Source organism: Legionella rowbothamii (assembly GCF_900639985.1).
In the GTDB taxonomy this organism is placed as follows: Bacteria; Pseudomonadota; Gammaproteobacteria; order Legionellales; family Legionellaceae; genus Legionella; species Legionella rowbothamii.
The window spans coordinates 667,708-680,770 of the sequence record NZ_CAAAIM010000001.1 but is presented as its reverse complement, the minus strand read 5'-3'; the positions used below and the strand labels follow the sequence as shown (position 1 = coordinate 680,770).

Below are 13,063 nucleotides of genomic sequence, written 5' to 3'. Positions count from 1 at the left end.
CGTAATTTCCACTACTACTGGCATCATTGTGTACCATCTTTTGCAAGCACAGGGATATTCATTTTATTTTAGCCTCGATGAGGATGGTCTTGTTCAGGCATTATAGACTCTGGATTTACAGTCTCATTTTCTCTGGAGGAGCATTTTTTATTAATTTCAAGGAGTTCGTACTATGTAGGCATAAATGCTCTCTTAATGATAATAAGATTATTTATGGAGCTTGTTATGCTGGAAGTAAAGTTACAAACCTATAAGCTAAAGAATAGGGGCTTCTATTTAATCGGGTGATATTGATCAATAAATGCTGGGCTTATCAGCCCAGCCTATGTTTGCTGCTGCTTTTTTGCATCCAGTGTTACAATGATCTCATCAAATTTTGTTTGGATGTACATGAAAAAGGTTACTTTGTTTTCGGCATTTTTAGGAACGTTGATTGAGGTCTATGATTTTACAGTGTTTCCTTTACTTATTCCGATTTTATCAGAAGTATTTTTTTCTTCTCAGGAAAAAAGTACTGCTATTAGTTTTACTATTTTGGCGTATGTTGTCAGTTATGTTGTTAAACCTTTAGGGGCGATTGGCTTTGGCTATTTAATCGACCATTTGGGTCGGAAACGAGTATTAATTTTTTCAACGTTATTTATGACCTTAGCTACATCAGCAATTGGTTTGCTGCCTGTGTCTATTATGAGTATGTATTATGGTGCTGGCCTTATCATTTGTAGAATAATTCAAGGATTATCCATTTCTGGAGAATATTCTTCGGCGATTATTATGTCTGTAGAGCAGGGGAAAAAATCTCCTGCTTTTTCTGGAAGTTTCGCCTTTGTTGGTGGTAGCGTCGGACTTTTATTAGCTAACCTTAGTATTTTTATTCTTCTTTATTTGGTGCCTCATGAGCAAGTTATTCAGTATGCTTGGCGCATTCCATTTGTAATTGGCGCATTGAGCTGTGTTATTTTGCTCTTTATTAGGAACCAAATTGAGGATTTTATTCCTAGTGAGGTTCAGGTAATTCCGAGTTTTAGAGATCTTATTAAAAATTATAAGCGGGAATTATTAGGAGCATTTATAGTCACCAATTTATCTGCATCTGCTTTTTATATTACTTTTATTTTTATGCCTACCTTTTTGTCCACTTCATTAAATTTATATTCTCATAAGCAATCGATTTTAATCACATTTATTGCCATTTTAACCTATCTTAGTGCTTTACCATTTGCTGGGATTTTAGCGGATAAATTTGGCGTAATGAGACAAATAACTATGGCCTCATTACTTTACTTATCCTTTTCCTATGTTGTTTTTGCCGTATTGCCTAGGGTTGATAGTACGTTTTGTATTGTTGCGTTAATTTTTTTCGCCCTCATACAAGCATTACTTAATGCTGCACTGCCGGCCTACATGGTCACACAGTTTCGATTAAGCCAACGTGGTAGGGCGCTTGCTGTCTCTTATAATCTGAGTTTGACTCTATTTGGGGGCTTGATGCCTTCGTTAATTATAACTTCTGAAAACCATTTAAACCCGGGTATTCCAATAAGCATTTGCGCTGTTTTATGCTTGATCTTTATTTATTTTACGGGGAAAAAATATGGGGATTTACGCAGTGAACTTAGCTATTAATGTGCATCATGCAGCTCGTATTACGCTGCGCTAAGACGGGCTATGTCCACTTACCTTACAAATACTCTAGTCTCCGTCGAGTGAATTCCTATATCGATGAGATAGCTCTGCTGCTCTGAGTGTGGTTTCCCAGGAGCTGATGGCGGAAAAAATCGATGTTCCAAGGTAGCTAATTTACTCAAATTGGCGAGTGTATTATAAGCATTTGTATCGGTTACATCTTGGTTGTCAATGTTCTGGCAACGTTCCCAGAATGAATTTAATGACTCCTCCTGTTTTAAGGTGCCAAGATTTTTGCTAAAACGTGCTGTTCCTGCTTTGATAAATAGGTTGCGCTCAGTAGTGGCGTCTAATAACAGAGAAGCCCAAAGCTTAAATTCGTCTTCGTCCTGATAGGCATTATTTAACAGAGGCAAATCTTTATACCAAGAACTGATTCTTTGCATGTTTTCTTCATTTAGTAATCCTGCAGATTCAAGCTTCAGGAGTATTACGAATTGGGAGTGAGGAAAGGAACCTAATTTTTTCCATTCACCCTGAGGAACTAGTTCTCCTGGCGTAATCAAGCCATACTTATGTAAAAGCTCTACTAATTTGACGTCGTTATGGGTATATAACAATTCTTTGGGGAGTTTTTCTGGAGAAGACAGCCAATAATCTAAGCCACTCATTGTTATTAAGCGCGCATCTAACAACCACTTTAATAGCGGTGCATGTTCAATTAATAGGGGAATAATGTGATTGTATTTGTTGTATCTTAGAAAAAAATCATCTGGAGAAAGGGTGTAAGCGCGAATGGCTTCATACCCGGCAATGACTGTATTGGTAGGAAATTTTTTTTTCCTTAATAACCAATCCACCAATTCTCTAGTAAGCATATTATGCTCAAACAGAGCATTTATCCCTGCCCACAGACGAGGCTCAGTCGCTAAGCGTCCCCAGATGGGGTCATAAAGCCGACTAATGGCGTATAATTTTTCAATTAAAGGTAATTTATCTGGATGTTGATTAAGAATGGAGTAAGCATATTCCTTATTCCATATATAAGTGGTTGTTTGAGAGATTAAATACCATTTTCTGAAGCTAGCAATTGGGTGAAATAAGAAATTAAGCATGTCCGTATTCGAATAAGATCCTGGATTGTCACTATAACATGAGTTAGTGTTATGACGAAATCAGTGAGTTTTCTAGCCTGGATTATACTGTGCACTGCACCTCAAGCTACAATGAATTATCCGGGTGGGGTCAGGGCTTGCTCATTACTCTCACTTAGGCTATTTTCTCTGCACATGCTGTTATTTAGCTCAGTAGATGGTCTTTGAGGTTGTATTTTTTGCGAGAATACTCCTATGGAGATAACAAGAGAGACAGTAGCTACTGTTGTTGTAATTATGGCTGCAACTAAAGTTATTGGAATCAAGTGTGGAACTGCGATGGCCAGTATGCCAACCGCTAATGCTTGCGCGCTGAGTGCGGCTAGTGCCCCCAGACACTTTAGCTGGAATGATTGGTTATAAGAAAATTGAGCATCAAAATCAATTTCATAATTTCTTCTAATTTCTTTTTGAATCGCATCGATGACCTCGGGCTGTTTTATCCCATTGCTATGTAAGATGCGGATTAGATTGGCTAACAAATTTATTTTATGTTCATAGCTCACATTGACTAATTCATTATTGTACTCATCAATGCTCTTTTTAATCGCTATGGGCAATTCATCATATTTTGATTCGCCTTTTTTGAAGACTTTTAAATAATTAGTATCTATCGTATCCAGGGGTTTAGGAATAATACCTGCATTTCTCATTAAGTCTCGAGCTTGTTCATTGAGTGCTATTATTTTGTCCTGAACTTTAGCAATGTAAGCGCTATATAAGGCCGGATCTGTTACACCGAATTTTTCCAGTTCGTGGGTGGAGCAAAAGGAGGTGATACCCCCTTGTTCCAGTAAAAAACGAGAATATCCTGAGCAATTATGATATCGACTAAAAAATTTATAATAAGTCTCATGAACGCCGTGGTGAATAATGTTTTGTGGGTTTTCAAATTTTTTTATACCACTTTCTATTCCTTTTATACTTAATCCAAATAAGTTTAGATGCTCAAGATAATCATTATCGTTATCATCTAAGGTAAGTGAATTTCCCGCGGGTATAACCCATTCTATAATAGGTAATTTACCATATATGGGCTCTTCATCACCGCCTTCTAAATCCATGCCCAGGCCTTTTTGAACTTTTAGTTGCTCAACACAGTTTAAAATGAGGTATTTTTTTTCAAGGGCAGTTTTCTCATTTTGCAGTTGCGCTATTAGAGGACGTAAGGCTTCATGCTGTTCTGCTTTAACTAAAGATTGAGCACGTTTTTCTGAGCCAGTTGTTGTATCCATTCCTAATTGCTTTAATACGTTAATTTTATTTGGCGAGGGGTCTTCATCATACCCATCTTCCAAATCTTCATCATCATCAAATACCTGATGCGCAAGCATAATTTGATACAGAGATTTTAATAGTTCTATCTGATTTTCACGAATGTAAAGTGAACAATCTTCCCAAAAATCGTCGATTATTGAAGGGATTTTGGGCTTTTTATTGTCAAACCATGTGTTAATCAAATCCTTAAGTATTTCTGGGGTATGATTGGATGTACATCGTAACTCTGAATCACTATTATGAGTAAGCGCACGGAAATTGTCAGCATGAACTATCTTACCGTTTTCGTCATACTCAGCGAAAAATTGACCATTTTCATAAGCATGTTCGGCTTGCGTAACATTAAGAGCAATATGATTTGCACTCCAATAATAGACTGTAATACTTTTTAAATATTTCATGATAAAAAATGAAGTGTTTTTCTAGTTGCTTGGATTATAACGGATTAACATTAAGGCAACATGAGCTAATTTGTGATGCGATGACTATAATGGGGGCATTGGGTTTTAATGTGATGTATCAAGGGCTTTTCAAGCTATTGCTTAATGCATCTTTAGTTTCAGGAATGTCTTCACATTGTTATAAAGTGGTTCAAAAAATTTGAATAACAGTATTAGTGATAAAACAATTAATCTTAAGCCAAGATGCCGAGCGGATGTTTTATTGGGAATAGATGCGAGCACAATCTATGAAATGGAAGCATGAATAGTATTATAATTTCTCCCATTCTTTCTTCTGTTATGTGCTGCGCCATTTGTTTTTTATCCTAAATAGCAGTCGAATTTTTAGTTTCAAATTGCAAGCCAATTATTTTCCAATCTTTAATTGGTTTAAAGTCATTTTCTTCAGAAAATACGTGAATGGTGTTTTTAGGATCGATTGCAAATAAAGGATAATTTACATTACTTTTTGCTTGATAATCTTCAAAAGAAAATTGCTCCGTAATTGTAGTGGTCTTAATTTTTGCCCCTTCAGCTAATAGCTTATCTATGTTTTGGTAGGTTAAAGTCGAATTAAAAAGTACTCTGCCACTGTTTTTAAAATTAAATTTATCTTCCTTTTGTCCTGGTTGTGGTATTACGGTTTGAATAGAAAAAATATCTTTTTCAGAGAAAATAGAGCGATAATGTTTCGCAGTAAGAATATTTAAATCTAAATAGGGAGTAATAATTAATAATTGTTTAATTTGAATTAAATTTATTTTCTCTTCAATGTATTGTGATACAGGATTCCCCCATAATGTCGCTAGATCCTTCATTCGTGCTTCATTAAGTTGATCCCATTGCTCATCAATCAGACAAGTATAAATACTATTTTCTTTAAGTTGCACCGCAATTGCTTGGGCTACTTTATTAGCACCCACAATAAGAAATCCTTGTGGCTTAGGTTCTGCAACCTTTAATTTTGTGGCTATTGTTTTTGCTGTGAGGCTTTGTAATACAATAGTTGAAATGATCATAAAAAAGGTCAGAGGCACTAATTTTTCTGCGTCAGGATAATTGAGCTGAGCTAATTTTATGGCAAATAAGGAGGAAATAGCTGCTGCGATAATACCACGTGGGGCTATCCATGATATTACATGCCTTTCAGGGATCGTTAAATCAGAACCCCAAGAAGAAATATAAACGTTTAGAGGGCGTATTAAAAACTGGATTATAAGAAAAAGAACTAAGGCCGAGTAGCCTAATTCTATAAACGAGAATAAATTAATTCGTGCGGAGAGCACAATAAATAAACAGGACACTAAGACAATACTGAGGCTTTCTTTAAAATTTAAAACATGTTCCAATTCAATTTTTTTAAAATTCGCTAAAGTTACCCCCATTATTGTTATCGCTAAAATTCCTGATTCTGAAACCAAATAATTGGCACTTGAGAATATAATTCCAATCATTGCAAGAACAGCGAAATTATGTAAATGCTGGGGAATCCAGAATTTTTTAAAAGCTATTCCTAAACACACGCCTCCTATTAGCCCGAAAAAGACCCCCATAAGCGATATTTTTACAAAAACTAATAATCCTGCAGCAATTCCTTTTGCAAGGCTATTAGAAATAAGCACTTCAAACACTAAAACAGCTAAGATGGCCCCTATAGGATCAATTAATATTCCTTCCCAATGTAATACATTGGAAATATTGGAATTGGGCCGCAATATTCTTAACATAGGAGCAATAACAGTAGGTCCAGTTACGGTCATTAATGAAGCAAATAAACAAGAAATCGCCCAAGAGATGTTCATTATTAAATGAGTACAAACTGCCACCGAAACAAATGTTATCAAGGCTCCCCAGCTAATTAAATTGCGTATAACGCTACCTAAGCCCCTAATTTTGGAAAAAGAAAGAGTCAGACTCCCTTCGAATAAAATGATAGCCACTGAAAACGAGACGAAAGGAAATAATAACTCACCAAGTTGTTTATCTGGGTTAAGCCAATGAAAGATAGGTCCTACAGAGATTCCGATAAGTAATAAAAATAAAATAGCGGGTACCTTTACGTAGGATGCGATCCACTGACATAGAAAACCCGTGACTAATATTAAGGAAAATGCAAGGACTAAAGTTTCAGACATAGGATTATGATTATTATGTTAAATTTTAAATCTATAGCTTTCATTAAATAATAGCTAGCAAATTAATATTTTAAGTTCAATTAATTATTAAGCTCTGTATTCTTCACAAGAGCACATGAGGGAAACTATTATTCGCTTTAGTAATTTCTTGAATTTATTTTAAGTTTTATTATGAAGGATAAATTTCCTTCAGCCATAGAAGTAGAAGTTCATCTGTTTTTTTTGTTTGAATATTTTTTTGGTTTTTCCTTTTCCATTGCATCAATTTTCCATTTTTTAACCATTCAAAAATTTGGGGGTGAATGTAACTTGCTTTGCAAATAGAGGGAGTATGTCCTAGTAATGTCGCAACCTCAAGCATACTATGTTTAATATGAGTTATTTTTAAATTTTTCATTTCTAATAATGAAATAGCACGAACAAAAAATTCTCTTGTGGCAATCCATGTTCTGAAATCTTTTGCAGTAAAAGGATGTTGCGTGACTCGCTGCAAATATTCATTAACATCTTGTGAAGTAATGACCGAAACATGTTGTTGTTCATTATAATATTTAAATAGTTCATATCCTGGAATATGAGTGCAATGTTTCAAAATTTGAATGAGGTTTTTTTCTGTTACGTCAAAGCTCCAAGGATGCTTGTTTTTTCCTAAAAATTCGAAAGAAACAGCATTTTTTTTGTGACGCAGATGTTTTTTTCTAAGCGTAGTAATACCATAGGTTTTATTTTGCTTAGCATAAGTATTATTTCCTATCCTTACAGAGTAATTATCTATTAAAAAAAGAACAGAACAAATGATTTGATTCTTATCAAGGGTAGGAGGTTTGCTTATCTCTTCATTGATTTTTTCTCTTAAAGTAGAAAGAAAATCACCAAAATCAAGTAGTGATTTAAACTTTTGTTCTTGCCTTATTTGCACCCATGAAGCATGGTAAATATACTGTTTTCTATTCTTATTGTCTCGTCCTATAGCTTGAATGTGTCCTTTCTCATTAGGACATATCCAGACATGTGTATACGCTGGGGGAATAGCAAGTAGTTTGATACGTTCTAAAGTTTTTGAATCGGTTATTCTTTTTCCTTTGGAATCGTAGTAAACAAAGTTTTTCCCTTGTTTTTTTCGTGTAATCCCAGAAGTCTGTTTTACATATACAAAAGAGGTATTTTTCATATAGCTTTTTCTCATAAAAGAAATTGGAGCTATTAAATAACCAAAATTAATTTTCCCTTCCCAAATATTTTAAGTTGAGGCTCCTTCTCAACTTTATATTAGGTAAGTAACTTAATAAATGCCCTGGTCTCCTTTGATAAGTATATTTTAGACTATAATAATAGTGTGGTGTATTGACTAGGAACTCGAATGTTTTATCGTATCCTTTTATCCTATTTTCGTCTTAAGCTTATTCGAATGTTTTTTGCAAAGCTCATGACTCATTCGAAAGTAAAAAACTCCAATTTACTCGTGAGTTTTTTAAGTTTGCTTGAGGTCTTTGTCTCTCAAATAGGACATAAAAAGATGAGAACAAAGTGAAGTGATGAATAGTTTTGCTCAATTACTCAGCAACTTATTTTTTACCTTCAGTCAATTAGATAAAAGGGCATTAATTGAGCATTATTTTAGGGAGATTCCTGATCCGGAGCGTGGATATGCTGTGGCGGTGATGACCAATTCGCTCACGTTTCCACATTTTAAGCGTTCTTTAATTAAAGAATTAATTGAAGAACGAGTGGATGAATTCTTATTTTCTTTATCTTATGACTATGTGGGAGATTTTGCGGAAACTGTTGCATTACTTTGGCCGGAGGAAGAAAGCTCACAAGAGTTACCTCCCCTATCAGAAATTATCATAGCGCTTCAAACATTATCTAAAACTGAAGTTAAAACCTATCTTGCCCAATTATTAAATCAAAGCAGTCCTATAGAGCGTTGGGCATTATTAAAATTAGGATTGGGTAGTTTAAGAATAGGCGTTTCTGAACGATTTTTAAAAAATACTTTAGCCCATTATGGAAACGTTCACGTACAAGAAATTGAGCAAATATGGCATGGATTACAATTTCCTTATATTAATCTTTTTGCATGGCTGGAAAACCGAGCCGACAAACCTCCTTTAGAAGATGTCATCTTTTTTCATCCCGTGATGTTATCCCATCCTTTAGAAGAAAAAGAAATAAGTTCCTTTATTCCTAGCCAATTTTATTTTGAAAGAAAATATGATGGAATTCGAGTGCAAATTGTAACAACCCCTCACAATAAAGCTCTTTTTTCTCGAACTGGAGATAATTTAAGTCATAGTTTTCCTGATGTATTAAAGTTGATTGATTCCAATGTGGTTTTAGATGGAGAGCTGGTGATTATTAAAGAGGGAAAAGCGAGCACTTTTAATGACTTACAGCAACGCTTAAATCGCAAAACGCTTTCGAAAAAAATGATGAATGACCTTCCTGCTGGAGTCATATTATATGATATTTTGTCCTTGGAGCAGGTGGATCTTCGAGACAGGCCTTTCCATGAACGAAGAAGCCTATTGGAAAAATGGTTTGCCAATCATTCTAGGCCAAATCTATTGCTTTCGGATTTACTAACTTTGGCTCCTCAGCAAAATATTCATGAATTAAAAAAACAAGTTTTGGATGAAAATCATCCCGCAGTTGAAGGATTGATGATCAAACATAAAGATAGCCCTTATTTAGCTGGAAGGCCTAAAGGACATTGGTATAAATGGAAAAGAAACCCGCTCATGGTCGATGCAGTATTGATGTATGCGCAAAGAGGTCATGGTAAACGTTCTTCTTATTATTCAGATTATACTTTTGGTTTATGGGATAAAGGGCAACTCACCCCAATTGGGAAAGCATATTTTGGTTTTACTGACCAAGAGCTGATCGCCCTTGATAAATGGATCCGAAACCATACTGTTCAACGCTTTGGTCCGGTGCGCGAGGTAACAAAAGAGCTTGTTTTTGAGGTTTCTTTTGATGCAGTTAATTACTCATCTCGCCATAAATCCGGTGTAGCATTAAGATTTCCCCGGATTAATCGGATTCGATGGGATAAGCCTGCAGCAGAGGGGGATCATTTAGAATCCTTAATTCAATTAATTAAACATTAGGAAAGGAAATGGCTCCTGCACGTCAATGGGTAGAGGTTAGAAAAGAAGGATTATATTGCCTTGCCGCTCAATGCTATATCGACCCGAGTAGTGCGGTAGAGTGTGCAATTATCACTCATGCACATGCTGATCATGCTGTTTTTGGTCATAAAAAAGTAATTGCTCATCCCGATACTCATGCCCTAATGCAAATACGCTATGGAGAGGAATACACGTGTAATATTGTCTCATTAAACTATTTTGAGAAGATTCAAGTAAACAAGGCAGAAATCTATTTGTTGCCGGCAGGACATATTCTCGGTAGTTCACAAATAGTAATCAGCCATGGGGGAGAGCGCTTAATTATATCCGGTGATTATAAACGCACCTTTGATCCTACATGTGAGCCGTTTATAAGCGAACCCTGTGATGTATTTATTACTGAAGCTACATTCGGATTACCTGTTTTTAAACATCCCCCTATTGAACAGGAAATTCAAAAGCTTGTTGTCTCGTTAGCTACCTTTCCTGAACGCTGCCATTTAATTGGTGTGTACGCTTTAGGTAAATGCCAGCGCCTTATTAAAGTTTTACGAATCTTGGGTTATCAAGACCCTATTTATTTACATGGAAGGTTAAAGAAATTTTGTGAATTTTATCAAAATAAAGGCATTAATTTGGGGAGTTTAAAGCCAGCTTCCGAATTAGATCTTAATTCTTCTAAAGGCGCACTTGTTTTATGTCCGCCCAGTGCGCTACATGATAAATGGTCGAGACGATTCGCCAATGTGTTGGTAGGGATGGCTTCGGGATGGATGCAAATTAGAGCACGAGCCAAACAAAAAAGAGTCGAGCTTCCTTTAATTATTTCAGACCATGCAGATTGGGCAGAATTAACCCAAACGATATTAGAGGTTAATCCAAAAGAAGTTTGGGTAACTCATGGACGTGAAGAGGCCTTAGTGTATTTTGCCCAAAGAGAAGGATATCAAGCCCAGGAGTTGCATCTATTAGAACACGACACCGAGGATTGATTCGGAAGAAGCTTTATAAAAGATGGTTGTTTCCAGTGTATGGAGCAAGCGTTAACAAAGCGTAGGCTCCCAGTATTTACCCAAGGGATTCCTATTCCCCCAATCCCCTTCATTACATTTATAGCTGCAAGCCCAATCAACCGGAAGTATTCCCATTTGAATAAACCGATGCATACTTGAATAGGGCCATTTAGCGTGACTAGAAACATAGTGATGTTTTACGGGATTGTAATAAATATAATTAACATGCTGTTTATAATCCTCCTCATCGCGAATACGATGCTCCCAAAATCTTCTTTGCTAAATACCTCGCTCACGCTTTTTCTATTTTTGTAAATTTAATGTGAAGTAATAAGTTGCTCTTGCAACAATAGAGCGCTTGTAGTATCGCATTGGACCTAATTTGCTGTTTATATTTCCGTTGATATTTTTATATATGGCTCATGGGGTTTTTGCAAGCGATGGGATGGATAGTGGGGGGAAATGCTGGTTTTCTTCTTTATGCTGTGAAATCACCGAAAGAGACGATCAACAACTAGCTAATTTAACAGCGTTATTAACGCTGAGCCAATTAGCTTTGTTAGAGTGTTTTAAACCGGAAATACTAAATCTTACTGCTCAAAAAGGACAGACTAAAGATGTTCGATTCCGGCTACTTACCGCGGAATGGCGTTGTTACCTGGAGAGGTATTATATCGATTCGACAGCACAGATAACACCTACCAGCCAGTGGCTGAAGTACCGCCACATTATCTGCCACAATATAGTTTTTTTGCGGTTAAGTTGTTACATGCTAACCCCCGAGGGGTTTTATATTCGCTTGATGTTGAAGGAGATGTTGTAATAGGATGGACTATGCAGGGTTCCAATTTATTCACGCGTAATTACCGTAATGAAACTACAGAAAGCTTTGCCTCCCTGGCATTCCGTTGCTTAGCTGCTGGTGGTTTTTATTCAGCATTAAAATCCAAAGCATCATCTCAAACCTCAAGTATAGTTACACCTGACGATTTGTTACGTCATGTAGTTGCTTATAAAGAAAAGGAACTACAGTCTTGCCCAGAGAGTGCTTCATGGGAAACTGATGGTATGGATATATCTTCATTTGAGAATGCTAAAGTCGCATATGAAAAAGAAGGGCTCAACGCAAATGCCGAGGATGATATTATTTCATCGTTGATGCCAACAATACCGAGATGTGTTGTACAGTAACTAAAAGCACTCGGCTTATTATTTTGACCGAGTGATTAAAAATTTGATAAAATTGGTTGCAAATATATGCTTATTAAGCATTCTGTAGGAGTAAGCTAAATGTCACAAATAAGCCATCAACAAGCAAGAAGCATGCTTCGTCAAGCGTGTACACGTTATATCAATCATAAAGAACGGCAGTTGAATAAATTAATTGGAGAAAGTCTATATCAACCTGAATGTGTTTCTTTTGAAGAAATCCTTGGCGAGGATGCACCGGAGCCTGGTTTTAATGACTGGGTACTTTGCAATTATTATTTTTTCTTGAAGAATATTTTTCGTATGTCTTCTACAATGGACTATTCAACTTACCTTATAGGCCAATTATTTATTGATACAGAGGATGGAACGCGCCAGCCTCTTAAGCCAATGAAATTGTATGGCCGCTTTGAGGAAAATCTTGAGCACAATGATCCAGATTTGGTTTTATATAATTTAGAGGTATTGGTTGAGATTTTACAGTTATTTATGAGTAAGAGTCATCGTGATTGGGCAGGAATAAAAGAGAATAAGAACTTTCAAGAAAGTGACTATACTTATTCAGATGATGCGCCATGTTCGTTAAAAATAAGCCAAACTTTAAAACACTTTCATGCACTCCTTGCTCTTATTGAAACTTTACCAAATTATCAGTCCAATCTTGATTTGTTTGTAATAAACGCCCGCTTAGGACGAGCTATGCCTGTATTTGATAGTTACCTTAAAAAGCTTGCAGCCCAAGAGCTAAAAGATATTTTAGACAACACCTCTTTAGAGGATAACGAAGCAATCGAGCAAGTTGAATTTCAACTAAAGAACCATTCGACCTTAGCTCTTTTAAATAAAAACAATCAATCTGCCTCTGAACAAAACTTAAAATTGCTATCAGTAATTGGCATCTTAATCGTTGTAGGGATATTTACTTCTTTAACGCTAATGGCAAAAAGGTTATATGATTCAGGTGGAACCAGTATTAACTTTTTTAAACCGCTATCAACAAACTTGCGTGAAGATTTAGAACATATTACGCAAAGCACAAGACCTACTCAAATAAAAGTTTGATAAGCACTCATT

At 35.9% G+C, this 13,063-nt stretch carries 10 protein-coding genes; 6 read left to right on the top strand and 4 right to left on the bottom strand.

The genetic code is table 11. The features are described 5' to 3' along the window. Positions 1 to 390: 390 nt before the first annotated feature. Positions 391 to 1,626: an MFS transporter gene (locus tag E1P08_RS02785; RefSeq protein WP_133135487.1), complete on the top strand. Its 1,236-nt coding sequence runs from the start codon at positions 391 to 393 to the stop codon at positions 1,624 to 1,626. A 50-nt stretch (positions 1,627 to 1,676) separates the two neighbouring features. Here the strand turns inward: E1P08_RS02785 and E1P08_RS02780 are convergent, their stop codons facing one another. Next, a complete protein-coding gene (locus E1P08_RS02780; protein WP_133135486.1) occupies positions 1,677 to 2,741 on the bottom strand; it encodes a hypothetical protein in 1,065 nt (354 codons plus the stop codon). 116 nt (positions 2,742 to 2,857) lie between these two features. Beyond that, positions 2,858 to 4,459: a hypothetical protein gene (locus tag E1P08_RS02775; RefSeq protein WP_133135485.1), complete on the bottom strand. Its 1,602-nt coding sequence runs from the start codon at positions 4,457 to 4,459 to the stop codon at positions 2,858 to 2,860. An 8-nt stretch (positions 4,460 to 4,467) separates the two neighbouring features. Here E1P08_RS02775 and E1P08_RS02770 point away from each other — a divergent pair, with 8 nt between their 5' ends. Then, complete coding sequence (locus E1P08_RS02770; RefSeq protein WP_133135484.1) at positions 4,468 to 4,662, top strand: hypothetical protein; 195 nt, start codon at positions 4,468 to 4,470, stop codon at positions 4,660 to 4,662. A 162-nt stretch (positions 4,663 to 4,824) separates the two neighbouring features. Here E1P08_RS02770 and E1P08_RS02765 read toward each other — a convergent pair whose 3' ends face one another. Together E1P08_RS02765 and E1P08_RS02760 are read right to left on the bottom strand one after the other, a co-directional pair. Continuing rightward, entirely contained in the window at positions 4,825 to 6,633 is a 1,809-nt protein-coding gene (locus E1P08_RS02765) for a cation:proton antiporter (RefSeq protein ID WP_133135483.1), read from the bottom strand. Between the two features lie 169 nt (positions 6,634 to 6,802). Further along, positions 6,803 to 7,804, bottom strand: coding sequence for a DNA topoisomerase IB (locus E1P08_RS02760; protein ID WP_133135482.1), 1,002 nt, complete (start codon positions 7,802 to 7,804; stop codon positions 6,803 to 6,805). Between the two features lie 364 nt (positions 7,805 to 8,168). Between E1P08_RS02760 and E1P08_RS02755 the strand changes: the two genes are divergently transcribed. The 4 genes from E1P08_RS02755 (at position 8,169) to E1P08_RS02740 (ending at position 13,051) form a co-directional block, all read left to right on the top strand. Next, entirely contained in the window at positions 8,169 to 9,746 is a 1,578-nt protein-coding gene (locus tag E1P08_RS02755) for a cisplatin damage response ATP-dependent DNA ligase (RefSeq protein WP_133135481.1), read from the top strand. 8 nt (positions 9,747 to 9,754) lie between these two features. Then, entirely contained in the window at positions 9,755 to 10,759 is a 1,005-nt protein-coding gene (locus E1P08_RS02750; RefSeq protein ID WP_133135480.1) for a ligase-associated DNA damage response exonuclease, read from the top strand. A 672-nt stretch (positions 10,760 to 11,431) separates the two neighbouring features. Continuing rightward, positions 11,432 to 11,971: a hypothetical protein gene (locus E1P08_RS02745; protein ID WP_133135479.1), complete on the top strand. Its 540-nt coding sequence runs from the start codon at positions 11,432 to 11,434 to the stop codon at positions 11,969 to 11,971. Between the two features lie 180 nt (positions 11,972 to 12,151). Then, positions 12,152 to 13,051, top strand: coding sequence for a hypothetical protein (locus E1P08_RS02740; protein WP_133135478.1), 900 nt, complete (start codon positions 12,152 to 12,154; stop codon positions 13,049 to 13,051). Positions 13,052 to 13,063: the final 12 nt, after the last annotated feature.